The following is a 25,736-nucleotide window of genomic DNA, read 5'->3' on the forward strand; positions in this document are numbered from 1 at the left end:
TGATTTCGAGTCAGGTACATTCGACCACTCTGCCACCTCTCCTGATTCACTGCGGCGTGGTCGCTGCAAGAGACACGCATTATAGCCAGCCTCTACCGAAAACGGAAGAGCTAATTCGTTTCAACCGAATCGGCCCTTCCCCGCCACACGTCAAGCAGCGGTCAAGCGCTCCAGCCCGCCCATGTACGGACGCAGCACTTCCGGAATGATCACGCTGCCGTCGGCCTGCTGGAAGTTCTCCAGCACCGCCACCAGGGTACGGCCGACCGCCAGGCCCGAGCCATTGAGCGTATGCAGCAGCTCAGGCTTGTTCTGGGCATTGCGGAAGCGCGCGCCCATGCGGCGGGCCTGGAACGATTCCGTATTCGACAGCGAGGAAATCTCGCGGTAGGTGTTCTGTGCCGGCAGCCAGACTTCCAGGTCGTAGGTCTTGGCCGCACCAAAGCCCATGTCGCCGGTGCACAGCGCCATCACGCGGTAAGGCAGGCCCAGCGATTGCAGGATGAACTCGGCGTGGCCGACCATTTCTTCCAGCGCCGCGTACGACTGCTCAGGATGCACTACCTGCACCATCTCGACCTTGTCGAACTGGTGCTGGCGGATCATGCCGCGCGTGTCGCGGCCGTAGCTGCCCGCTTCCGAACGGAAGCATGGGGTATGCGCGGTCATGCGGATCGGCAGTTGGTCGAGCGGCACGATCTCGTCGCGCACGATGTTGGTCAGCGATACTTCCGAAGTCGGGATCAGGTAGAAGGTCTCGCCCTCGCCTTCCGCGCCGCCCTTTTTCACCGAGAACAGGTCTTCCTCGAACTTCGGTAACTGGCCGGTGCCGCGCAGCGAATCGGCATTCACCATGTACGGAGTGTAGCATTCAAGGTAGCCGTGCTTGTCGGTGTGGGTGTCCAGCATGAACTGGGCCAGCGCGCGGTGCAGGCGCGCGATGCCGCCCTTCATCACCGAGAAGCGCGAGCCGGTCAGCTTGGTGGCGGTGTCGAAGTCCAGGCCCAGCTTTTCGCCGATGTCGACGTGGTCCTTCACTTCGAAGTCGAAGCTCGGCGGCGTGCCGACCTTGCGCACTTCGACGTTGCCGGTTTCGTCAGTGCCGCTTGGGACCGATTCGTGCGGCAGGTTCGGAATCGCTTCCATGAACTCGGCCATCTTGCGCTGGACATCAGCCAGGGAGACCTCGTTCGCTTTCAGCTCGTCGCCCAGGCCGGCCACTTCGGCCATCACTGCGCTCGTGTCTTCGCCTTTGCCCTTGAGCATGCCGATCTGCTTGGACAGCGAGTTGCGCTTGCCCTGCAGCTCTTCGGTGCGGATCTGGATGGCCTTGCGTTCGGCTTCCAGGGCATTGAAGGCGCTCACGTCGAGCTGGAACTTGCGGGTCGCCAGGCGGGCGGCGACGTTGTCGATGTCTTTGCGGAGGAGTTGGATGTCTATCATTGTCGGCTTCTGCGAGGCGTATGTCGAAAACGCAATTGTACCAAGGGGGCAGGTTTTCCAAAGCCTGATTTACGCGTGTAACGGATGAGCTGTTCAGGGGCGCCTGGAGCACCCCTTTCCTTAACTCTCTTCGCCCTGCGCGTCGGCGTCGAGCTGGCGCAGGAAGGCCAGCTTGTCCGCCACCTTGGCCTCGATCCCGCGCAGCACCGGCTGGTACCAGCGCGGCTCCGGCATGCCATCGGGCAGGTAGGTTTCGCCGGCGGCATACGCGTTCGGCTCGTCGTGCGCGTAGCGGTATTCGTGGCCGTAGCCGAGCTCCTTCATGAGCTTGGTCGGCGCATTGCGCAGGTGCACCGGCACCTCGCGCGACTTGTCCTTGCGGACAAACGCCATGGCCGCATTGAAGGCGTTGTAGCCGGCATTGCTCTTGGCGGCAATGGCCAGATAGATGACGGCCTGCCCCAGCGCCAGTTCGCCCTCGGGCGAGCCGAGCCGCTCGTAGGTGGTGGCGGCGTCATTCGCGATCTGCAACGCGCGCGGGTCGGCCAGGCCAATGTCTTCCCAGGCCATGCGCACGATGCGGCGCGACAGGTACTTGGCGTCGGCGCCGCCGTCGAGCATGCGGCAGAGCCAGTACAGGGCCGCGTCGGGATGCGAGCCGCGCACCGACTTGTGCAGGGCCGAGATCTGGTCGTAGAAGTTGTCGCCGCCCTTGTCGAAGCGGCGCGAATTCAGGGTCAGGGCATTGTCGACGAACTCGCCGGTAATGGTGGTGATACCCGAGGTTTCGGCCGAGGTCTTGGTCTGCTCCAGCAGATTCAGGAAGCGGCGCGCGTCGCCGTCGGCATAGCCGACCAGGGTGTTAATGGCGACCTCATCGAAACTCAGGTGCTTCAATACCCGCTCCTGCGCACGCTTGAGCAGCTGGCGCATTTCGTCGTCGTTCAGCGCCTTCAGCACGTAGACCTGCGAGCGCGACAGCAGCGCCGAATTCACCTCGAACGAGGGGTTCTCGGTGGTGGCGCCGATCAGCGTCACCAGGCCGGATTCGACGAAGGGCAGCAAGGCATCCTGCTGGGATTTATTGAAGCGGTGGATCTCGTCGATGAACAAAATCGTGTGCTTGCCGCGCGCCAGGTACTGCTCGGCCTGCTCGACGGACGCGCGGATGTCCTTTACGCCCGACAGCACGGCGGACAAGGCGATGAATTCGCAGTCGAAGGCATAGGCCGTCAGGCGCGCCAGCGTGGTCTTGCCGACGCCGGGCGGGCCCCACAGGATCATCGAGTGCGGTTTGCCGGATTTAAAGACCAGGTTCAGCGGCTTGCCGGGGCCGAGCAGGTGACTCTGGCCGATCACTTCATCGATGGTGCGCGGGCGCAGGGCTTCGGCCAGTGGGGCCGCGGGTTCGTGCTTGAACAGGTCATCCATGGCGTGCCCCTGGCGTGCGGGGCGAATTCGGGTACATGGCGAAATGGTGCGAATGGTTGTGCATCCCGCTAGTTTAGCGTATGCCCGATCGCGCCGCCCCGCGCACGGCGTCCATGAGGGCGCGCACGCTTGATGCAGTCGCGGTGCTGCCTATTCGTGGCGCCGCCATCCACGGCGCCCGTAGGGTGGGCACCCCGTGCCCACGCGGAACGATGATCATTGTTAACGGCCCATCAACCACACGCTGGGAAACCGTCGACACGCATCCAAATGATCACCTGCGAACGCTAACTGAGCCTTTGCTTTGCAGTGCTAAAACGGCGAGCATCACGCATGCTTCCGCGTGGGCACAGAGTGCCTTGCGCGGCCCGGCCCACCCTACATGTGCTGTCACCACGCGTGCTTCCGCGTGGGCACAGAGTGCCCACCCTACGGCTCGCCACAGATCAGTTATTGATGACGTCTGCGCCCTTCGGAATCTCGAACTTGAACTGCTGGGCGCCCAACGACGGGTTGCGCTGGAAGTTGGTGAATTTCAATACCGAGGTCTGGCCGAAGGTGTCCTTCAGTTCCATTGCCTGCGGGATGCCGTCGCGCAGGCCGATGCTGATCTGCTCGAAGGTGGTGTCGCGCGCTTTCGGTACGGCGTTCAGCCATTCCAGGCCGTCGCGGGTGCCTGCTTCGGACAGGGTGAAGTTCTTTTCCAGGTCGTTGCTGCCGAACAGGATAGCGGCCGGCGAGGAGCCGAGCGCGTTGCCGAGCTTCCTGACCGTGACCTGGTTCAGGTCCTTGTCGTAGATGTAGAGCTGGTCGCCGTCGGCCTGCAGCAGTTGTTCGTAGGGTTTCTGGTAGTTCCAGATGAACTTGCCGGGGCGGGCGAAGACGAAGCTGCCGCTGGAGGCTGGCGTGGCCTTGCCGTTGGCGGATTTGCGTTGTTGTTGCTGGGTGAATTCGCCTTTGGCGGATTTGGTGTTGGCGACGAAGGTCTTGAACTGGTCGAGGGCGGCGGCGTGGGCGGAGCCGGCAATGGTCAGGGTTGCGATCAGCGTGGCGAGGTATTTATTTAAATTCTTGGTCATTGTGGTCCTTTTAGCGTTGGGGTGTGCATGCGCACGACCGCGTGGGCTCGAGAGCCCACCCTACAAAGGCGGTTTACATACCGCGCCGCAAGGGTGGGCGTCCATTGCCCGTTGGCAGACAGCTTACTCGGCGCTGGTGGCGGGCACGAGGATGTCGCGGTTGCCGTTCGATTGCATCGGACTGACCACACCGCTCTGCTCCATCTGTTCGAGCAGGCGCGCGGCGCGGTTGTAGCCGATGCGCAGGTGGCGCTGGACCAGCGAGATCGAGGCGCGGCGGTTCTTCAGCACGACTTGCACCGCCTGGTCGTACATGGCGTCGGACTCGCCGCCGCCTTCGCCGGCCACGGCATCGCCGCCGGCGCCGCCCTCTTCCAGCGTGCCGCCTTCCAGGATGCCTTCAATGTAATTCGGCGCGCCCATCGATTGAAGATGTTTTACAACTCGATGCACTTCCTCGTCCGAGACAAAGGCGCCGTGCACGCGGACCGGCAGGCCGGTGCCCGGCGGCATGTAGAGCATGTCGCCCATGCCGAGCAGGGTTTCGGCGCCCATCTGGTCGAGAATCGTGCGTGAGTCGATTTTTGACGATACCTGGAACGCGATCCGGGTCGGGATGTTGGCCTTGATCAGGCCGGTAATCACGTCGACCGACGGCCGCTGGGTTGCCAAAATCAAGTGGATGCCGGCGGCACGCGCCTTCTGGGCGATACGTGCGATCAGTTCTTCCACCTTCTTGCCGACCACCATCATCAGGTCGGCCAGCTCGTCGATGATGATGACGATCGTCGGCAGCTTGTCGAGCGGCTCGGGATTGTCGGGCATGATCGAGAACGGATTCGGGATGTGTTCCTCGCGCTTGGTGGCGTCGGCAATCTTGGTGTTGTAGCCGGCCAGGTTGCGCACGCCGAGCTTGGACATCAACTTGTAGCGGCGCTCCATTTCGTTCACGGCCCAGTTCAGGGCGTGGCCGGCCTGGCGCATGTCGGTCACCACCGGCGCCAGCAAGTGCGGAATGCCTTCGTAGACCGACATTTCCAGCATCTTCGGATCGATCAGGATCAGGCGCACGTCGGCCGGGTCGGATTTGTACAGCAGCGACAGGATGGTGGCGTTGATGCCGACCGATTTACCGGAACCGGTGGTACCCGCCACCAGCAGGTGCGGCATCTTGGCCAGGTCGGCCACCACCGGCTTGCCGGCAATATCTTTACCCAGGGCCACCGTCAGGTTCGAGGCGCTGTCGTTATACACCTTGGAGCCGACGATTTCCGTCAGGCGCACGATCTGGCGCTTCGGATTCGGCAGTTCCAGCGCCATGTAGTTCTTGCCCGGAATGGTCTCGACCACGCGGATCGAGGTCAGCGACAGCGAACGCGCCAGGTCGCGCGCCAGATTCACGATCTGGCTGCCCTTGACGCCGGTGGCCGGCTCGATTTCGTAGCGCGTGACGACCGGACCCGGATAGGCGGCCACGACCGCGGCTTCGACGCCGAAGTCCGACAATTTCTTTTCGATCAGGCGGCTCGTGAATTCCAGCACGTCGACGGCCACGGTTTCCTGGGCCGGCGGCGCTTCGTCGAGCAGGGCCAGCGGCGGCAGGGTCGAGTCGCCCGGCAAGTCGCGGAACAGCGGGGTCTGCTGCTCTTTCTGGGCACGCTCGCCTTTCGGCACCGACAACATCTGCGGCTCGATCTTGATCGGCGCCAGCACCGGCTCGGCTGCACCGGCAGCGGCCGGCGCGCGCGGCGGCTTCGCGGCCGCAGGCGGGGTGGTACTGAAGTCCTCGTCCAGGTCGATGTATTCGGGCACCTCGTCCGGCTCCAGGCGCGGCTCTTTCATGGCCGGGCGCACCGGGGCCGATGCGGCCGCCTTGCTCAGTTCCAGCTGGGGCTCGGCGCGCAGGGCCGGCGCCGGCTGCTTCTCCACGTGCCGGGCGCGTTCGGTGACCACGGCTTCGTCGCGCTTGACGGCGGCGGCTTCGCCCTGGCGGCGGTCTTCGCCAGCCTCCATGCGGCGGCGGAACCAGTCCAGCGTCATCTCGGCCGACTCGCCGATGCGCTCGGCCACGGCCAGCCAGGACACCTGGAAGAACAGCGAAAAGCCCAGGCCGAACAACAGCAGCAACAGCAGCGTGGCGCCGGTAAAGCCGAAAGCCACCTGCGAGGCATGGCCCAGCAATTGCCCAAGCACGCCGCCCGGGGCGCGCGGCAAATCGACATCCCAGGACCACATGCGCAGGTATTCCAGGCCGACGCTGCCGGCGAACATCAGGGCAAAGCCGATCCAGCGGATGATGAATTCGTCCTGGTGCTCGGGTTCGCGCGGCGCCGGGTCGGTGTCTTTCAGGCGCCGGTAGCCGCGCCAGACGGCGCGCAGGAACAGGCCGCCCCACCACCAGGCGGAAAACCCGAAGATAAACAGCAGCAAATCGGCCAGCCAGGCGCCGGCCTTGCCGCCGAGGTTGGCGATCTGCGGCACGGTGTTCGCGTGCGACCAGCCCGGGTCCGCCTTGTTGTAACTCAGCAGGATCAGGACAAAGTACAGGAAGGCGACCGCCATGGCGATCCAGCGCGCTTCCAGCAGGAGGCGCGCAATCCTGCCCGGCAGCGGAGCGCGGCCGGCCGTGTTGCGGGGGACATTCGAGGGAGGGGCGGAACTCTTCTTGCTCATGCTGCGTGGTGCATTCATCTTCGCGATTGCGGAATTCAGCCATTCTAAGGCATATAGTGCCAAGACGGCCTCATCATTCATGCTCGTGCGCATCATCGTCTATAATCTGCGTTGTATTCGACGACGAAATCGCTATCTTGATTCTGCGCGTCCCGCCCCCAGTTTCCATTTTTCCACATCAATTCCTCTGCTCTCATGACCACTAAGAAACACGCCAAAGTCCTGATCCTCGGTTCCGGTCCTGCCGGCTACAGCGCCGCCGTCTACGCCGCGCGCGCCAATCTGCAACCGATGCTGGTCACCGGTGTCGAACAAGGCGGTCAATTGATGACGACAACCGATGTGGAAAACTGGCCAGGCGACCCGCTGGGCGTGCAAGGCCCGGAACTGATGCAGCGCCTGCTGCAGCATGCCGAGCGCTTCAATACCGAGATCGTGTTCGACCACATCCACACGACCTATTTGAACGAAAAGCCGATCCGCCTGGTCGGCGACTCGCACGAATTCACCTGCGACGCCCTGATCATCGCCACCGGCGCCTCGGCCCAGTACCTGGGCCTGGAATCGGAACAGGCCTTCATGGGCCGCGGCGTGTCGGCCTGCGCCACCTGCGACGGCTTCTTCTACCGTAACCAGGAAGTGGCGGTCATCGGCGGCGGCAACACCGCGGTCGAGGAAGCCCTGTACCTGGCCGGCATCGCCTCCAAGGTGACGTTGATCCACCGCCGCGACAAGTTCCGCGCCGAGCCGATCCTGGTCGACCGCCTGATGGCCAAGGTTGCCGAGGGCAAGATTGCGCTGGAACTGAACCACACCCTGGACCAGGTGGTCGGCGACAACAGCGGCGTGACCGGCCTGAAACTGAAATCCACCGAAAACGGCGCCGACAAGGAACTGACCGTGCACGGCCTGTTCGTGGCGATCGGCCACAAGCCGAACACCATGATCTTCGAAGGCCAGCTCGACATGCACAACGGCTACATCAAGACCCGCAGCGGCACCGAGGGCATGGCCACGGCCACCAGCGTGCCGGGTGTGTTCGCCGCCGGTGACGTGCAGGACCACATCTACCGCCAGGCGATCACCAGCTCGGGCACCGGCTGCATGGCCGCGCTGGATGCCCAGCGCTATTTGGAAGCCCTGGGCGAATAAAGGGTTCGGAGGCTGACGATGGCGGGCATGAAGGACTTTGCCGACCTCAAATCCTTGCGCGACCAGCTCAAGGAAGAGGAACGCGTGCGCGCCATCGAACAGGCCGCGCGCGAACGGCGCGAGCGCATCGCGCGTGAACGCGCCGTGGAGTTTCGCGGCGCCATGGACGGCGTGACCAAACTGCCGGAATCGGACCGCTACGTGTATCGCCCGGTGCAGGAAGCCCTGCTGCGCGCCACGCCGGAACAGCGCCGCCTGAGCCAGGAAGAAGACGACGCCCTGGTGCTGCAGGAATCGCTGTCCGACCTGTTCGACGTCGACGGCCTGCTCGACGACGACCCCACCCTCAGCTATGCGCGGGAGGGCGTTGGTCCCGATGTTGTAAAAAAACTACGCAAGCGCCACTGGCCCATCCAGGACGAACTCGACCTGCACGGCATGACGCGCGACATCGCACGCGGCCAGGTGGGCGACTTCATCCGCCGCAGCATGCGCCGCGGGGTGCGCTGCGTGCGCCTCATCCACGGCATCGGCTACGGTTCGCCGAACGGCGAGCCGGTGCTGCGCTCGGTGGTGCACAGCTGGCTGGTGCAGAAGGACGAGATCGTGGCCTTTTGCGTGGCCAACCGTGCCGATGGCGGCCACGGCGCCCTGGTCGTGCTGCTTAAACCCGCCCTCGAACGCTGATCCGTATTTTGATACCTTGTTGAAACAACACCGTGCGCATACGTTTGCGTTGGCGTTGTAAAATGCGGTTTCCGCAAAATGTTTCCGTAGCCTCAACAAAGGACCCACATTGGAGTCGATTTCGGCTGTCCCGATGCCCGTACCACGCCAGGTCGACCTGGCTAACTGCGCAGAAGAACCCATCCACGTTCCGGGATCGATCCAGCCGCACGGCTTCCTCGTGTTCATGGATGCGCAGGGCCGTGTCGAAGGCTGGAGCGCGAACGTGCCGGCCGGGCTGCTGGCTGCCCTGCAACTGGGCCGCTCCTATACCGAACTCCCCTTGCCGGCCGCCTGTGCCGAACTAATCGCCGAATGCGCCGAGGCCCTGGCCGAGGGCGAATGCGCGCCGATGGTGGCGGCCGTGGTGGTCGAGGAGCGCGGCTACGACGCCATCGTGCATGGCGCACATGGCCGCATTGTGGCCGAGTTCGAGTCGCGCGACGTGCCGGCCGACGAGGTCGCGCTGTTCGCCGTGCGCGCGCACAGCTCGATCGAGCGCGTGCGGCGCCAGCGCAGCATCGAGGGCCTGATGGAAACGGCCGTGCGCCAGGTGCGCGACTTCACCGGCTTCGACCGCGTGATGGCCTACCGCTTCCGCGAAGACGAGAGCGGCGACGTGGTGGCCGAGGCGCGCCGCGACGACCTGGTGGCCTATCTCGGCCAGCGCTATCCCGCAGGCGATATTCCGGCCCAGGCGCGCCGCCTCTACGTGCTGAACACCCTGCGCATGATCGCCGACATCGGCTACCGGCCGGTGCCGCTGCTGGGCGCGCCGGATGCCGCGCCGCTCGACCTGAGCTTCGGCGTGCTGCGCAGCGTCTCGCCGATCCACGTGGAATACCTGCAGAACATGGGCATCCAGGCTTCGATGAGCGTGTCGATCGTCATCAACGGCCGCCTCTGGGGCCTGCTTGCCTGCCACCACATGACGCCGAAACAGGTGCCGCACGCGCTGCGCATGGCGGCCGACGTGCTGGCCCAGGTGCTGGCTTCGACCGTGCAAAGCATCGAGGCGCGCGCCGACGCCGAACTGGTGGAGCAATCGGCCACCGTGCGTACGGCCCTGGTCGAGTCGCTGCTGATCGACGAGGAGCCGCTCGACGCCCTGGCCCACCACGCCGACGCCCTGCTGGCCGCAACCCGCTCGCAGGCGCTGGTGGCGGTCCACAACGGCAAGGTGTTCAGCCATGGCCCGATCGAGCGCGAGACCGCCGAAGCCATCGTGCGCGCCCTGCCGGCGGACGCCAGCGACATCCTCACGCGCGATGCGCTGGACGAATGGCCGCAAGACGTGCAAGGCAGCCTGGGCAAGTGGGTCGGCATGCTGGCCCTGCCCTTCGACCCGCCCGGCGGCGGCTTGTGCCTGCTGCTGCGCACCGAACAGATCGAACACGTGTCCTGGGGCGGGCGTCCGGAAAAGACGGTGCAGCACGGCCCGCTCGGCGCGCGCCTGACCCCGCGCGGCTCCTTCGATGCCTGGCACGAAACCGTGCGCGGCCGCTCGCACCCGTGGGAGCTGGCAGTGCTGTCGAATGCGCGCCTGACGCAATCGGAACTGCTGCGCGCCTCGAACGCGCGGCGCGCCCAGACCGAATCCACGCGCGCCCAGCTGCTGGCCATGCTCGGGCACGACCTGCGCGACCCGCTGCACTCGATCAACATGGCCGGCACCCTGCTCGAACGCGGCAGCACCCAGCCGACGCTGGCGCGGCGCATCCAGTCGTCCAGCAACCGCATGCAGCGCCTGATCGGGCAAGTGCTCGACATGAGCCGCATCGACGGCGGCATGGGCCTGGGCATGGTGCTGGCGCCGCTCGACCTCGCCGCGCTGGCCGAAGACGTGATCGACGAATCGCGCCTGGCCTACCCGACCATCGACTATGCGTTCGCCAGCCCGGGGCCGGTGTTCGTGCGCGCCGACGGCGGGCGCCTGGCCCAGGTGCTGACCAATTTGCTGAGCAATGCGCGCCACCATGGCGAAGTCGGGCGACCGATCGTGGCCAGCCTGGCCATCGACCACGCCTGGGCCGAGCTGACCGTGGCGAATGCCGGCGCGCCGATTGCGCAGGAAGTGGTGGCCTCGATGTTCAAGCCCTTCAAGCGCACCTCGCTGCACAACCCGCGCAACCGCACCGGCATGGGCCTGGGTCTGTACATCGCGGCCCAGATCGTGCGCGAGCACGAAGGCGAGATTTCGTATCGCCACGAAGGCGGCCAGGTGATGTTCAGCGTGCGCCTGCCGCTGGCGGAGATGGAGCGGGCCGGCCCGACCTGAGCCCCGGTCTTGCCTTTGTAGGGTGGACACCTGTGTCCACCCTACTCCGACCGACGTCCCCGTCCCCATACGCGCGCTCCTACCGCAGGAGCCCGCTGGCATGTTAGGCTAGCAACAACCCTACAGCCCAGTCACTGCATGACCCTCATCAAGTTCATCGAAATCGTGGCAATCCTGGTCGGCGCCTTTTCCGGATTCATCGAAGCACGGCGCAAGCGCATGGACCTGGTGGGGGTGTTCACCGTCGCTTTCATCGCCGCTTTCGGCGGCGGCACCCTGCGCGACATCCTGCTCGACCGCCGTCCGCTGTTCTGGGTCACGCACCAGGAATACGCGATCGCCATCTTCGTACTGGCCCTGATCGCCTCGCCGCTGATCCGCACCCTGCGCCACATCGTCTCGGAACGCCTGATCGTGATCGCCGATGCCGTGGGACTGGGCCTGTTCTCGATCGCCGGCACCTCGGCCGCGCTGGACGCGAACATGCCGATCTTCATCGCGTCGATGATGGGCGTGATCACGGGGATTTTCGGCGGCGTGCTGCGCGACATCGTCTGCAACGAAGTGCCGATGGTGTTCAGGGACGGCAAACCCTACGCCCTGTGCGCCTTCCTCGGCAACTGGATGTTCCTGATGATGGGGATCTACACCGACGTCTCGCACGACTTCGCGCTGTGGACCAGCGCACTGTTCATCAGCGCGCTGCGCTTGATTACCTGGAAGTTCGATATCCAGATGGGGCGCTGACCGCGAATCCGGTTTTGTATAACTTGACCTTGCGGGCGGCGTTTCGATACCGCGCCTTTGTAGGGTGGGCACTTGTGCCCACGCGGTACGGCATCAATGTGTCGAAACCCGATCTGGTAGACCACATCATGCGGCGTACCGGTCGACGTCGCACGGTGTTCGCCGATGACACCGCGTGGGCACAAGTGCCCACCCTACCAAAATCAGAATAATGCGCCGATTGATCTTACACCGCGTCCGGCCCGGTCTCGCCGGTGCGGATGCGAATCACCTGCTGCACATCCTGCACGAAGATCTTGCCGTCACCGATCTTGCCCGTGCGCGCGGCCTTGATGATGGCGTCGACCACCTGGTCGACAATCGCATCGTCCACCACCACTTCGATCTTCACCTTCGGCAAAAAGTCGACCACATACTCCGCGCCGCGATACAGCTCGGTGTGCCCCTTCTGGCGCCCGAAGCCCTTTACTTCGGTGACGGTCAGGCCGGTGACGTTCACGTCCGCCAGCGCCTCGCGCACTTCGTCGAGTTTGAAGGGTTTGATCACGCAGGTGATCTGTTTCATGTCTGCTCCTTGTTCAACAAATGGGTATTCAGTCGGGAATCTTCGCCAAGTCGTCGAGCCACACCGTGGCCTCGGAATCGCTCGGCGCACGCCAGTCGCCGCGTGGCGACAGCGAGCCGCCGTTGCCGACCTTCGGCCCGTTCGGCACGCAGCTGCGCTTGAACTGGCTGGTCTTGAAGAAACGCCACAGGAAGATGCCGAGGTTGCGCTTGATCGCGGCAAGATCGTATTCGTTACGAGAACCGTGTTCGTCCGGCCAGCGGCCTTCGTCCCGCGCGCGCCAGGCCGAATACGCCAGGAAGGCCACCTTGGTCGGCGCGAAGCCATAGCGCAGGATGTAGTACAAATTGAAGTCCTGCAGCTCGTACGGTCCGATCACGTTCTCGGTTACCTGGGCCGGCTGGTCTTCTCCCTCCTTGCCCGGCACCAGCTCGGGGCTGATCTCGGTGCCGAGGATGTTCAGCAGCACCTCGGTGCCGCCGGCCACTACCGATTCGGTCTCGGCCACCCAGCGCACCAGGTGCGAGATCAGGGTCTTGGGCACGCTGGCGTTCACGTTGTAGTGCGACATGTGGTCGCCCACGCCATAGGTGCACCAGCCCAGCGCCAGCTCGGACAAGTCGCCGGTGCCGATCACGATCGCGCCCAGGTGGTTCGCGAGCCGGAACAGGTGATTCGTGCGCTCGCCCGCCTGCACGTTCTCGAAAGTGACGTCGTACTGCTCCTTCCCTTCCGCGAACGGGTGGTTCAAATCCTTCAGCATCTGGATGCAGCTCGGGCGGATGTCGATTTCCTGGGCCGAGCAGCCGACCACGCGCATCAAATCGTGCGCCTGCCTCAGGGTGCGCCCGCTGGTGGCGAAGCCCGGCATCGTGTACGCCAGGATGTTCGTGCGCGGCAGGCCGAGACGGTCCATGGCGGCGGCGCAGACCAGCAGCGCGTGCGTCGAATCGAGCCCGCCCGAGACGCCGATCACCACCTTCTGGATGCCGCTCGAGGACAGGCGCTGGATCAGGGCCTGCACCTGGATGTTGTAGACCTCGGTGCAGCGCTCGTCGCGCAGGGCGCGGTCGGCCGGCACGTAAGGGAAGCGCTCGATCTCGCGCTCCAGTGGCAGGGTGCGTTCCAGCGGCAGCGCCAGTTCGAAGCGCTGCACGCGGAATTTACTGACCTCGTCGCCATGGCGGCGCGCCGACTGGGCAAAGGTGGTGGCGCGCATGCGCTCCTGCGACAGGCGCTCCAAATCAACGTCGGCAAAAATGATGTGCGACTCGTCGAGGAAGCGTTTCGACTCTGCCAGCAGCTCGCCTTTTTCGTAGATCAGCGACTGGCCATCCCAGGCCATGTCGGTGGTCGATTCGCCGCGGCCGGCCGAGGTGTACAGGTAGGCCGCCATGCAGCGCGCCGATTGCTGGCTGACCAGCTGATGGCGGTAGGTGCTCTTGCCCACCAAAACGTTCGATGCAGACAAATTCACCAGCACCGTGGCGCCGGCCATCGCCGCGAACGAGGACGGCGGCACCGGCACCCAGACGTCTTCGCAGATCTCGACGTGGAAGCGCAGCAGCGGCAAGTTCTCGACCTCGAACACCTGGTTCGCACCAAAGGGGATCATCTCGCCGAACAGTTCGACGCAATCGACATTCGCGCTGTCGGCGTTCGAGAACTGGCGCGATTCGTAGAACTCGCCGTAGTTCGGCAGGAAGCTTTTCGGCACCAGGCCGAGCACGCGTCCGTTCGCCACCACGGCCGCACAATTGAACAGCTGGTGATTGACCCGCAGCGGCAGGCCCACTACCATCGCCAGCGGCAGAGAGCTGGATGCCTCGACCACGGCGGCCAGCGCCGCTTCGCAGGCGTCGAGCAGCGCGCGCTGGTGGAACAGATCTTCGCAGCTGTAGGCCGACAGGCCCAGCTCGGGGAAAGCGACCAGCGCCGCGCCTTCGCTTGCTGCCTGGCGCGCCAGCGCGAGGGTCTGCTCGACGTTGTAGGCCGGGTCGGCGATGCGGCAACGCGGGATGGCAACCGCCACGCGGGCGAACTGGTGCGAGTAGAGGTTATAGAATGGCTTGTTCATCTCGTAGTCTTCCCCTCTCTCGGTTATGGAAACAGTCTGGACGTCATCTTGAACGCCACTTTTAATTATCGCACGCATATCGTTTCATCCTTGTCCGAAATCGGCCAGGCCGCCTGGGATGGCTTGCTGGCCTTGCAGGGCGAAGCCAACCCCTTCCTGTCGTACGCCTTCCTGCACGCGCTGCACGAATCCGGCAGCGCCTGTCCCGAGACCGGCTGGCAGCCGCAGTACATCGCGCTGTACGACGGCGACGAGCTGGCCGCCGCCCTGCCCCTGTACGTGAAGGGCCATTCCTACGGCGAATACGAACAGCTATGTCGCCGCCCGGCCGGCGTGTGACTGACCGACCGGTCAAAAAACGCATATCTTGATTGGCCTCTGATATTTGGGAAGCCACGTTCCCTATCCGGACACGTCCGGATAGCGGAGTCAAATACGCGACCATAGCTTTTCAACGATATAGTTCACGAATGTCTTTGCAATCTCATCCTAAAATTTAAGCTAAAAGAATCTAGCTACGGTATTCGTGATTACCAGAACTAGGAAATAGCGTACTTTCCGCACCTATGTACTTTTACCCAACTCTTCGTGCAGAATCCCTGTATTGCGAAAACAGAGATAGGGTGCACCGTGAAGTTAGACTCAACTGGTAATCACAACATTGCCCATCAGTGGACAGACGCACGGGTTCACTTGGTCGCACAGTACAAACGCGGCAAAAAATACACTTTCCGCCACCCCGAGCTCGACCTTCATTCATTGGGGATAAAGCGCCACGGCTTACTGGAAGCAAGCATCAATGACGCAGAGTGCCCCCTTCCGGTCTCGGTTGCATATTCTTTCGTCGCTGCAATCCGCAGCATCTCCACAAATCGCGAAAACGCGCGTATTTTGAGCACGCCGCCAGCCGACCTCGCCCGAGCAGATGTTTTAGTTTTATTCGCCAGAATAGATGAGTACTTCCGCTTAAAAAATATAAAGTCGGCCGCGCCTATAGCCGAGAAGGTACGCAATATATTTCGAGACTGTCAATCCAACATACGAAACGGCATAGCAGTCTCGCAAGTTGGATATATAACCGCCCTGAAATCGCCAAAGCGCCAGGCAAGGAAAGATATTAGCGACCGAGTGGATGCAAATGCCGAAACGAAAGAGCTCAAGTTGCCGGTCTCTGCCGATACCACCGATAACATCTTTGAGTTCCCGGGGAATACCGAAGAACACTATCGGAGGCGCCTCGAACGCATCCTCGCAACTTGCGAATCTATACTTGACGAACATGAATCCATTCAAAAAGTAATCGAAGCAGCGCGCCGCATGCCCATCCCTCCTTCATTAAGCAAAAGTACAGTCCAAAAGCTTATACATTCCGGGCGGATTGACGAAAAGGTGGCCAATCGAAGAACACCTGAGGAAAAGCTAATAATAGCTCTCAAAATTATCGACCATTGGAAACTGTATTCTAGCGCACCAGGCAAGGCAAGAGTATATATCGATGGTATTCCAGCCCTAGAAATTCTCAGTGGAGATGGTGGGTCACGGACCCGATTTGGTGTATTACTAAGCAGTCACTACCTATCCAGATTCGCACTAACGGCTTGCTTCATTATTCTTTTACGTTATACGCAATGGAACAGTGACACGTTGCAGGCACTGACTGTAGCCGGGATTAAGCAAACACCATTCGGATACCAGTTGGATTCATTCAAGGCGAAAACGGAGCAATTCCAAACAGACGAGGTTTTGTCGGACGACTCGACTATTCATATCGAAGAGAAAGCAGCTGTAAGAGCAATCGAAATGCTTCTGTGGCACAACTCTGCAGTCGACAAATATGCGTTACGGCGAAACGAATCCGCTTTCGTTTCGATGAAGCTTTCGTACAGACAGAAATTGGAGTTCGACGTCTTTTTGCATGGCAAACATTTCCACGAGTTCACCTCGACTTGGAATCTACCCAAATTTACGGCTAGCGACATACGTCCCCAAGCAACACGTTACGAATATCTGAAGAGCGGGGGCGACATAGCCTCACAACAAGCTAAGCTTCACCATGCGAGTGCTGCAACCACAGCGCATTACATAGGCGGAGTAGAAATCGCTCGCAACGAATCGAATATAAAAAGATACAGTGAGATGCTCGCGAAAGCCATTCTCTACATCACAAAACGCAAGGATATTGACGCCACGACAGATGACCAGGACGCGAAGACCATTCGCGCAATGCTAGCTCCTCCATCACGCTTCTCATCGAACGAAGACTCGTATTTAATCGATACCTGGTTGCAAAATCCTACTGAAAACAGAATTCCAATCGGACCTGCTGAGGTAGAACTCTGCGTCTATCAGCGTGCATATTACATGAAAAATATGCGCAATCTCCGTCTTGCGAACCCTGAGCGATTTAGAAAATCCGAGCTTCCCCGCATTTTAGTTTGCATTGCACTTTACAGGCTTATCAACGAGGGGCCCTTTCGGCGAACTGTGCAAGTTCTCGAGGAGAAAATAAATGCGTAGGAACAAATTGGGCGAAATTTTTTCCGCAGGAGGAGCGAACGGCCCTATTCGCACCGACGGCGAAGGGCCGCTGGACGCAGATAGGCATCCTCGCTATCTAAGCGAATGGGAAAGCAATGTGGTAGAAATTGATATTTCACACCAGAATGCTACCGAAGTTACGGTGCGCTTATTCGACTTAAGCAACATTCATATTACGCGGGCAGGAGCATCTAGCCAAGAGAGCCGCAGTCATCTATCGTTGAACTTCCTGCCAGAGTTCCAAAACTCACTCAAAGCCGGAATTAACGCCACCCTGTACGTCAGAACGGATTCAATAGCAGACTCAGTTTCGGGCTTCATCAATACTTGCCGGCGGTTCTTTGCATGGCTTATTCACCGTGGCATATATCGTTTGTCGCAGGTTACCCACCAGGACACACGTGAACTCGGCGAGTCGTGGCCGAAAGATGGATGGTGGGGACTTCTTGATTATGACGGCGCACTTAGAAGAGTACTCGACGCCGCAAAATCCGATAACGCTTTGGCTATGCGACTGCAGGGCTACTCTAACACCGCAAATATTACACTGAACGCTGTCACGCTATCAGAAATAATTGGACTGCCCCTGTCTGCAAATCAGATTCCATTGTGGTTTATTGAAGAACTTGGGACACTGCTGAATTTTCCGAGCGCTGTGCAAAACCGTAGCCCGCGGCCCTGGGAGACCACAAGAGCGACCTATTCACGCCTTATGGTAGAGGTCAACAGGCTCTCGTTCCTGCCTACCGGATTCGACATGATTCCATTTTTACCGTATCCAAACAGTAATGCGGACGCCACTACTCGCTTTCCTAACACGATTGGAAGAACAAAAAATATATCGATTTCGGACGCTGTAAAGATACTAACCGAGGCTTTAAAGTGGATTTACGATTACAAATCATTAATTATGGAGGTAGCAAACGCTACTCGCGACGCGGTAGAGTATGTAAGCGATAAAGGATTTGAGAACGAAGAATACGTACGGAAAGCTACAGCTGCCGCGTTCAAATCGGCGATTGCCCGCACAGGCATATCACTACCGCTTGAAAATCCCCAACATAGCGACCTAAAAACATTGATTACCGCTCTGCAAACGGCGGCTTTCTGCATCGTAACAATCAATCTAGGCCGCCGCCAAAGGGAAATAACTGGTCAACACAAACCTTACGGCCTATATTTCGGATGTTTGAACACAGTCTCGAATATAGCTACGGAAACGAGGATTGACATTTATGTCGCGAAATCCGTTCGTCAGTATGTTTCTTTTTGGTGCAATCCGCTCGTTATCGATGCTGTTCGCTGCCTTGAGGAACTGTCACAAGTTTTCCGTCCGCTCAAAACATCTCTGAAGCAATATCCGGGTGAACAAGCGATGGGGAGAAGCGATAAATTATTTTATCGCCGTCATTTTACGGTTAATGGATTTAAGGTGGAGCCTACGCAATTCGACTTCGCTCGAACCTCCGCTTGGTTCTTCCAGTTAGCGGGCGTTAGTCCGGAGTATGTGTATTCGCGAGCGCATCCGTTTCGGCGAATTTTTGGACTTTTGTACAAATACCGCTACGACCGTTTTAAACTGGGCGCGTTAAGCGAACATTACCGCCACGATTCATTTTCGACAACGGAAATATATCTTACTGATGCACCTGGGGTATCGCCGGCCGATGGCGTCGAATTTCTCTACGCGCCCGCTCTTGCAAATGAGGTATCTGACCTTAGAAAAACTCTGGACGAAATTGAAAAAGAGTATGTGACCGACCTTATTGAACGTTTGCTAAATGGCGAACTGATGGGAGGCATTTTCCCGAAGCTTATTCTCTCGCTGATGAAACGTCTATCTGCAAGCGTTGAATATCGCGAACAAAGTGATGAAATTAAATCGAACATCTTACAAACGCACTTGATTCGGCGGGGATATGTTGCATCGGAAAAGGAGCATGGTGTGTGCTGTTGCACTCAGACTTCTCGCACGAAAGCTCGTTCCAACTGCTATTCCGATGGGGAAATTCATCCGGAAAATGCTAGCCCCAACAAATGTGGTGGGTGCCTTCACCTCCTTACGACGCCAGGATACCGAAAACATCTAGCATTAGAAGCTCAGGAGCTACAGGCACAACAAGAAGATTATTCGCTTCCGCCAGCGGTCCGCTTAGAAGCTCGGAAGAATGCAACGCTAATAAATGACTACATAAGAGCAGATGAGCAGACGGCTATCGAGACGCAATGGTCATTTAACAATATCGTTGACCGCTGGGAACCTATCTTTTTTTGCAAAAATTGAGCGCTAACATGATGTTATCTGAAAAACATGTCTCAAGGGTCGGACGACTACAGGTAGAAGAGTCAATTAAGCTTAAGATATCATGGTTACGAATATGGGTTGAGTCTGGAATTCCATGGCTCTCAAGTTCACAAGGAGAAAAAATTCGTGACAAACATGGCGAGCTTCAACTCGATTATTTTCCTGTTAACGTAGCGGAATTTTGTGAATGGGACGGAAGCCAGAACTGCGAGCATGTCCGCGCCGCATTACCAAAAATAGCACGCACGAATCGCTCTGGGCTTAGCAGCACACACATCAAACTCAAAGCAGAGATAGAGCGGCTTGGCAAGGATTTAGCAAGAAAAGCTAAACAGCAGTTGATTGAGGAAAATAAAGGCGACCGAATTACTGCGTTGGAAAATGAAGTAACTTTTCTCCGGCTGGTGCTCGAGCGGCAAGAGACTGAGATTACTCAAATGCGTTTAAAAGAGATTAGCTTAGACGAAAAATTAACTCAGACAGAGAGAGCGCTTGCAAACGGAGCGGCACATTATGATAGAACCGTGGCATTGCTTGAAAAACAGGTTTCTGAACTAACCGCCTCGCTACGAAAAGTTGTTCCTTTGAAAATGAGTCTTTGACCATGAGCAGCCATAATTTTTCCCCATCGCAGACAATAGGGGTAGAAAACGCCAAGAGACTAAGAAATTGGATAAAGTTGACCCCACTTCACAAGGTTCCACTGAACAGCCGTGGCGTAAGCGCTAAACGTAACGTCTGCCGGTTGCTGCAGATATCTCCGTCGACTATTGGAACGAACGCAGCAATTAAAGCGCTGTTTGATGAGCTCGATGACAAATTATTGAAACGTGCAACAACGTTAGCGCCCCCTGCTCCGGCTCAAGAATCCACGGATTCTATCCAAGCTGATATTGCGTTGCTCCATCTCCTCGACGAATTGGAACAATTGCGCGCGTCAAACGCCAGGCTCCGCCATCTTGATGTCACCGGCCAATTTATCCCGGAGAAGTAAGTGGAACAAATAAATGGGGCGGTAGTACGAATCGTAAATGTTTCGCCTACTGGCGGTGCTATTTTTCGGATTTTGCTTGAAAATACTGCGCGCACGGTGCGCGTTGTCGCTCCAAGCAAAGCCACACAGCAAGCGCCGACAATTGGCGAAAGCTGGACAATCTTTGGAAGCTACGCACATGACCGGCAGTATGGGCTTCAATTCGTTGCTGCTAATGCGGTTCGACAGGTGTCGTCTGGGCCCGAGATTGTTAGCCTCTTGGCACGCCACCCGTCGTTTGCCGAGTTCGGCGTCGTGGTCGGCAAGCGACTGTGGCGATTGTTGGGCAGGCAAGTATACAGTGCGCTCAACGCGGGCGACTACATCGCCATCGCGCGCGCAACCGGAACTGGCCCAGCCGCGGCGGTTCGACTAATACAGGCTTGGCGCGCCCATTGCGAGCAGATAGAGGTCTCAACGTACTTCGCTGCACAAGGCCTTCCTCCGCGCTTGGCCGCGAAAGCGATTGAGTTGTGGGGGCCGCCAACAGTAGAGGTGATTTCAACGAATCCTTATCTATTGGCGCCATTTATGCCGTGGAAACAGCTAGACGCTATCGCGATGGCAAGGTTCGCTATCACACACGATTCTCCGTTACGACTAATTGCCGCGTGCGCGCTTTCGATAGACAGATACTGTTTGCAACACCTGAGCCAGTTAGTTCAGCTTAGTGAGCTCCGAGTTAGCTTGAAGGCGAAGGTCGGCAGTAGCGCACTCACAACACGAGCAATCGAGCTTTCGGTAGCATCGGGAGCGATGTTCCTCAAGGGGACGGGCAAAGGGACGTTCGCTCAATCTCGCGGTCAGCACATCGTTACCGATGCGCTGCTACGTCGCCTTTCTGAGCTTGCATATCGCCCGTCACAGCAGACAGATGGAGCCCTTGACGAGTCGCCTGTATTAGACCGAAATTCGCTGCAGCACAGCCCACCAGAACCAACCATAACTAGAGCGTCGGTTACCGTCCTATCTGCGTCTGCAAAAGAGGCTTCGGGCTTGCTCAACAAGCCATGTTTCGCTCGCGCCACGCATATTTACTCCTCGAGCTCGCAAAAGGAGGCGATTGGCCTGCCGGCAGGCTCAAACAATAGCTATCTGCTCGGAAAAGTTTTGCTCGACGATTCGGCTCGTCTTGCTGCTGACGAATGTTATGTTATCCATGGTGCCGATGACATTGATGTCGTTACGGCTTGCAAACTCGTCCATGCCCTTCCTGAGCTGCCAACGCTTTTTATCGTAACGGCCGCAAGCGAACGTGACGGTCCTCCGAGTCCATTTATAAATATTGCTTACGCAATTCCAAATGTAGCACGGATTAGGTCAGCATTTGCGCGTACTGCAGTGTTGCCGCTCACGCGCAACGATGGAGTAAAAGGCATTGAGTTACACGAAAAACTCCTTGTTCCTGAGCTGCGACCGAGCATTACAGTTACGGCGTTCGAGCCTACAGTTAATATGGACACGAGAATTCTTTCGGCATATCGCAGAGCTGCGGTCACGTCGACCGCCATCATTGTGACGACGACCGTGCAAGCTGCCAAAGTTTACAACGATACACTTCATAAAGAACAGATAGAAGTTCGTGAATTTGAACGCTTGGCGACGCCACTGGTGCAGTTAGCGGGAAGCTATGTTGCAACTATCGGCGATACTATCGTTTGTTACCGGAGCGATTACAAAAAAGGGTTTCTTGCTGGCTCAACAGGAAAAATAATCGACGTCGTGCTGCCGAACATTCTACTAGAAGGTAATCCGACTGACGTCATTGTTGCCTACGCTTTTGTCGATACTGTTGGACAGGTCTCGCTCTCACTATCCGATTGTCTGAATTTTCACCTAGGCTACGCCGTTCCGATTGCGTTAGATAAATGGTCTTGTCAAGCGGTACGTATCGTTTGCGTCGATAATAACGCGCCGCCAACAACTGGTCAGCTGCAGAAGTGGATGTCCCGAACAACGGTGGGGTTGTTCTTTGCCGGCCTCGAAACAGTTACCTTAAACGCCCTCCTTTTAAAACTTCAACCAATGCAGTTTAAAGTCGAGAATTCGCCATGATGCCAACACTCAAGTCAATAAATGCGCTTGGCGCTCCCCTTAGCTTTCCGGTTACATTATGGTGGAGCGAGTACAAGCCAAATTTGAAAATACCCTCACTTCGCGGAGCGGACTTAGCTCTACACGTTGAATTTCATCGTTATGCTTTGTCGGTCGCCAAAATGACAAATGAAGATATTCAAGCTTTTAATTCGACTATGCAACCACTAGCGTATGCACTGTTGGACTTCGAAAAGTATTTAAGCACTAAGAAATTAAGCTGGGAAGACGTTGATGACGAAATTCTAAAAGCTTTTCGAGACGTTGCGTTAAAGTCGACACAAGGCAACACCGCTTCGAGGTGCGAAGCAACCGCTAAGGTAACAACGAACGTGAAGCTTCGCATTATCTATGAATTCTTCGCGTGGACTCATCTGGAGGGACTTTGTCGTCAACCGATTATTGGTTGGGGTAAGGAATTTCCGATTAAGTCCTCGCTTACACTTTTTTCCGAGAAGCAAACCAAATGGAATGAACGAGCCACCCGGCGATTCCCACTTTGTTACCGTGGCATTGGAGAGAACTCTAGCAGCGTTGGAGCGCAATATTGGGCTACCAATGCCGACCTAAATGATATCGAAGACTTCTTCCACCTTTCGCAACCAGCAAAAACTGCCGCGCGCAACGTCCTTTTTATGCGAACTGCAGACCAAACTGGCTTTCGGAGGGGTAGCATTAATTCATTGGTGGTCAGCCAGTTCACCGAAAAAGAAATTGAAAAATCAATAGCATCAGGCCTGAAAGCGCACTCTATCCAGCCCAAGAAGCAAAAACTAGGGCGAAATTTTTACTTCGACATACCTTATGCGCTTGCGTGGGAAATAAATCGTTACTTACGAACTCTATATGGAGATGATGTCGTAAACACAGCATCTACCGATGACCGCCTGAAGAATCTTCCTGTATTCACATCCATGATTACCGGCAAACGAATGACTGATAAAACTTGGTCGAGCATTTTCACCGAAGCGTTCCAGGCGATTGGAGCGCCCGTAGGGTCGGGGCTGCACTCAATACGCCGAAAGTTCGCAGAGGAGTGGTTCAGGACAGAGATTCATGAGCTTAGAAAATCTAGCAAACCGACCGATTTAAAATCAGTTTCGGCCGGTCTTGCGCGCGTACTTGGACACAATTCAAAGCTTAGCCAAGAAGCGTATCGTCGAGCCTCGGCTACTATCAGAGGAGCAACTCCCGTCGAAGTATTGACAGAACAGAACTCCGAGCAAGCGGCAAAAATTATGAATCTTACTGCTCAGTTAGAGGTGCAGCGATTGATGCTCGAAAATTTTCATCGACTGGGTACCTCACGTCGGAAAATTTGAACACTAGCAACGCGAACACAGCTATATCGAGCCTTTTTTGAAAGGTATTCTATCTTTCAATTCGTCTAAGTAATCGTCCATGTGCATTGTCTCCTGCGCTAGGAATTTGCCAATGGCTTCGTAGAAGCGGTCGTCCGCGACCCAATGTGCCGACCAGGTAGGCTGAGCCTGGAGTCCACGCGCGAGCTTGTGTTCTCCTTGTGCGCCGCCTTCGAACGCGGCCAACGAATGATTGATGCAATATTCTATCGCCTGCATATAACACGTTTCAAAGTGCAGACCCGACAAGAACTGCGTCGTCCCCCAGTACCGCCCATACAGCGTGTTGTTACCGACGAAATTAAGTGCGCTTGCAATTCTCTTCCCTTCTTTCTCTGCAACGATGAGCAACAGATTTTCGCCCATTTCGTCTCGAATCCTTCGGAAGAATTGCAGCGTTAGATACGGTGAAGAATAGTGGAGTTTGTACGTCTGCGTGTAGCAGTGATAGAAGAACTCCAGGTCGGCATCACTTATCTCTGCCCCAGGCACCGTGCGGAAAACGACACCCTCGTGACTTACTTTCCTGCGGTCTTGTTTGATTTTCTTTCGCTTCTCGCGAGTCAGGGAAGCGAGGAAATCGTCGAATGTTTGATACCCGTCGTTCAACCAATGAAACTGGACGCCCTCTCGCAGGAGGAAGCCTGCCTCCTTGTACGCATCAACTTCGTCGAAATTCGGGAACAGCACGTGAATGGATGAAATGTCCGCCGCTCGGGCGAGCTGAACGGCAGCCTGAATGAGCACGACGCGGTCTGCTGTGGTTCGCGCGAGTATCCGCGGGCCAGTCACAGGCGTGAATGGAACTGCTGATGTCAGTTTCGGGTAGTAAGGAACCCCGTTTCGTTCGTACGCATGTGCCCAGGACTGGTCGAAAACGTATTCACCTCGAGAGTGGGTCTTTGCGTAGAGCAACATTGCCCCCGTAAGGACGCCGCCGCGACGAAGGATGAGATAGCGAGGCGCCCATCCCGTTCGTGGCGAAGCGCAGCCTGTCGTATGTAACGCATGCAAGTATTGATGGCTAACGAACACGTTTCCGTCCGTGAGGGCATTCCAAGCTTCTACTGGCACGCTAACTAGCGTGTCTACAACCTCAATCAAATCGTCCAAGCAGCACTCCAAGATTCATTTGCCAGCTCAGCAACCTCCGTAGAAGAGGAGCGTAACCGATTAGGTTGGTCAGGGCCTATGGTTCTGCGGCGATAGGCCACGGGCAGTTGGAGAAGAATCTGCGGCTACTCCCTTTTTCCATCAAGACCACTCCGCGTCCCATGACTACCGACTAAGTTGCGGGGTGACGTCCGAGGACTGCCCTCTTTAAAGAGGCGTACGCGACACTTCGCAAGAATAATAGCGCACTCCCGCGATTCCTCAGGTCGGCTAAGGTCGAAGTTCCCTGCCAAAGCACCTTGAGGCACGCTGCGGTGTCAGAGGCCGCAGAGAGACTGGCGCCTTGGCCAGCAAACCTTCCCCGCTGTGGTTCCTCTCACGCCATATTTCTATCCATGAGGTCCCTTGTCATCGCAGGCAAAGTCGTGCAGACCTTAGTAGCCCTCCTCGAGGACTACTAAGGTTGGGCGAAAGCTCGGGATGCGCGCAAAACCTGTTAAGTGAGTGCAAGAACGTCGTCGCTGCAGCTCAGCTGGAGTTGCAGCTACTATTCGTCCACATAACGTTAACGTAGCGTAAACGCGACGCAACTAGTTAGAGTGGTAAGCATACGGGCCAACCGCGTGCGTTTTCGCGAGAAGTGGACTCTAGTTAGAACGAGCCGTCCGTTTGTGCAATAGCCTGTTGCACAATATATCCCAGTTGAGAGCGAACAGGTGCCGAGCTCCTGACGCTCATCTACTACGCCTTTTCCCAAGGTCCGAAACGGCGCCCTTCTCGCTGATTGGGATTCCTCATGCTTTCGTATCAACCTGCAGCGAAATACACATTAGAGCTTTTCCGGTTTTTTGCCAAGTGGTGCCGGGGGCGTCTGTTGCCGCAAATCTGCGTCGTAATTGATGCGCTCGATGTCAGCATTTACAGAGGGAAGTTTAAGGTAGTCGTTCAATGCTTTTTTTTCAATCGGGTCCGTTACCTGCTCTTTTATTTGGCTAATAATTGTAACCACAGCCTCAGCAGTTTCCTTTTTTCTCTTCCTATCTGCATTTCTGTAAAGTCCAGTTATTCCGTTAATGATTCGAATTGCTTCACTTGCTTTCATAAGTTCCCGAAAATGTCAG

Annotated in this window: 18 protein-coding genes and 1 pseudogene; 11 read left to right on the plus strand and 8 right to left on the minus strand. The window is 57.8% G+C overall.

All coding sequences use genetic code 11. The annotated features are described in order from the left end of the window. Positions 1-150: 150 nt before the first annotated feature. The 4 genes from serS to QWL29_RS21185 form a co-directional block, all read right to left on the minus strand. Entirely contained in the window at positions 151-1,443 is a 1,293-nt protein-coding gene (gene serS / locus QWL29_RS21170) for a serine--tRNA ligase (RefSeq protein ID WP_305824858.1), read from the minus strand. A 120-nt stretch (positions 1,444-1,563) separates the two neighbouring features. Then, entirely contained in the window at positions 1,564-2,874 is a 1,311-nt protein-coding gene (locus QWL29_RS21175) for a replication-associated recombination protein A (protein WP_305824859.1), read from the minus strand. Positions 2,875-3,320: 446 nt separating this feature from the next. Further along, complete coding sequence (lolA, locus tag QWL29_RS21180) at positions 3,321-3,953, minus strand: outer membrane lipoprotein chaperone LolA (protein WP_305824860.1); 633 nt, start codon at positions 3,951-3,953, stop codon at positions 3,321-3,323. 123 nt (positions 3,954-4,076) lie between these two features. Further along, entirely contained in the window at positions 4,077-6,626 is a 2,550-nt protein-coding gene (locus QWL29_RS21185) for a DNA translocase FtsK (protein WP_305824861.1), read from the minus strand. A 195-nt stretch (positions 6,627-6,821) separates the two neighbouring features. Between QWL29_RS21185 and trxB the strand changes: the two genes are divergently transcribed. The 4 genes from trxB to QWL29_RS21205 all read left to right on the plus strand — a co-directional run bounded on the left by trxB (position 6,822) and on the right by QWL29_RS21205 (position 11,529). Further along, positions 6,822-7,778, plus strand: a complete 957-nt coding sequence (trxB, locus tag QWL29_RS21190; RefSeq protein ID WP_305824862.1) for a thioredoxin-disulfide reductase — start codon at positions 6,822-6,824, stop codon at positions 7,776-7,778. An 18-nt stretch (positions 7,779-7,796) separates the two neighbouring features. After that, a complete protein-coding gene (locus QWL29_RS21195) occupies positions 7,797-8,465 on the plus strand; it encodes a Smr/MutS family protein (RefSeq protein WP_305824863.1) in 669 nt (222 codons plus the stop codon). A 133-nt stretch (positions 8,466-8,598) separates the two neighbouring features. After that, complete coding sequence (locus tag QWL29_RS21200) at positions 8,599-10,782, plus strand: ATP-binding protein (protein WP_305824864.1); 2,184 nt, start codon at positions 8,599-8,601, stop codon at positions 10,780-10,782. 138 nt (positions 10,783-10,920) lie between these two features. After that, positions 10,921-11,529, plus strand: coding sequence for a trimeric intracellular cation channel family protein (locus tag QWL29_RS21205; protein ID WP_305824865.1), 609 nt, complete (start codon positions 10,921-10,923; stop codon positions 11,527-11,529). Between the two features lie 226 nt (positions 11,530-11,755). Here QWL29_RS21205 and QWL29_RS21210 read toward each other — a convergent pair whose 3' ends face one another. Next, positions 11,756-12,094, minus strand: a complete 339-nt coding sequence (locus tag QWL29_RS21210) for a P-II family nitrogen regulator (RefSeq protein ID WP_305824866.1) — start codon at positions 12,092-12,094, stop codon at positions 11,756-11,758. A 28-nt stretch (positions 12,095-12,122) separates the two neighbouring features. Further along, complete coding sequence (locus tag QWL29_RS21215; RefSeq protein ID WP_305824867.1) at positions 12,123-14,171, minus strand: NAD(+) synthase; 2,049 nt, start codon at positions 14,169-14,171, stop codon at positions 12,123-12,125. 48 nt (positions 14,172-14,219) lie between these two features. Here QWL29_RS21215 and QWL29_RS21220 point away from each other — a divergent pair. From QWL29_RS21220 to QWL29_RS21250, 7 genes and pseudogenes are all read left to right on the plus strand, one after another. Next, positions 14,220-14,477: pseudogene (locus tag QWL29_RS21220) on the plus strand (peptidogalycan biosysnthesis protein); the annotation flags it as partial. Between the two features lie 324 nt (positions 14,478-14,801). Then, positions 14,802-16,688, plus strand: a complete 1,887-nt coding sequence (locus QWL29_RS21225) for a hypothetical protein (protein WP_305824868.1) — start codon at positions 14,802-14,804, stop codon at positions 16,686-16,688. After that, positions 16,681-18,993 carry a hypothetical protein gene (locus tag QWL29_RS21230; RefSeq protein ID WP_305824869.1) on the plus strand — a complete coding sequence of 771 codons (2,313 nt, stop codon included), beginning with the start codon at positions 16,681-16,683 and terminating at the stop codon, positions 18,991-18,993. The genes QWL29_RS21225 and QWL29_RS21230 overlap by 8 nt, the downstream gene beginning before the upstream one ends. A gap of 8 nt (positions 18,994-19,001) precedes the next feature. After that, positions 19,002-19,616 carry a hypothetical protein gene (locus QWL29_RS21235; protein ID WP_305824870.1) on the plus strand — a complete coding sequence of 205 codons (615 nt, stop codon included), beginning with the start codon at positions 19,002-19,004 and terminating at the stop codon, positions 19,614-19,616. Between the two features lie 2 nt (positions 19,617-19,618). Continuing rightward, the gene (locus QWL29_RS21240; protein WP_305824871.1) at positions 19,619-20,008 is read left to right on the plus strand and encodes a hypothetical protein; all 390 of its coding nucleotides are present in this window, start codon (positions 19,619-19,621) and stop codon (positions 20,006-20,008) included. Next, positions 20,009-22,102 (plus strand): helix-hairpin-helix domain-containing protein, encoded by a 2,094-nt coding sequence (locus tag QWL29_RS21245; protein ID WP_305824872.1) that lies wholly within the window; start codon positions 20,009-20,011, stop codon positions 22,100-22,102. After that, positions 22,099-23,463: a hypothetical protein gene (locus QWL29_RS21250; protein WP_305824873.1), complete on the plus strand. Its 1,365-nt coding sequence runs from the start codon at positions 22,099-22,101 to the stop codon at positions 23,461-23,463. Before QWL29_RS21245 ends, QWL29_RS21250 begins: the two co-directional genes overlap by 4 nt. 21 nt (positions 23,464-23,484) lie before the next feature. Here QWL29_RS21250 and QWL29_RS21255 read toward each other — a convergent pair whose 3' ends face one another. Then, positions 23,485-24,615 carry a GNAT family N-acetyltransferase gene (locus QWL29_RS21255; protein WP_308635929.1) on the minus strand — a complete coding sequence of 377 codons (1,131 nt, stop codon included), beginning with the start codon at positions 24,613-24,615 and terminating at the stop codon, positions 23,485-23,487. A gap of 829 nt (positions 24,616-25,444) precedes the next feature. Further along, positions 25,445-25,717 (minus strand): hypothetical protein, encoded by a 273-nt coding sequence (locus tag QWL29_RS21260; RefSeq protein ID WP_305824874.1) that lies wholly within the window; start codon positions 25,715-25,717, stop codon positions 25,445-25,447. Positions 25,718-25,736: the final 19 nt, after the last annotated feature.

The sequence above is a fragment of the Massilia brevitalea genome, from assembly GCF_030711405.1.
Classification (GTDB): Bacteria; Pseudomonadota; Gammaproteobacteria; order Burkholderiales; family Burkholderiaceae_D; genus Telluria; species Telluria brevitalea.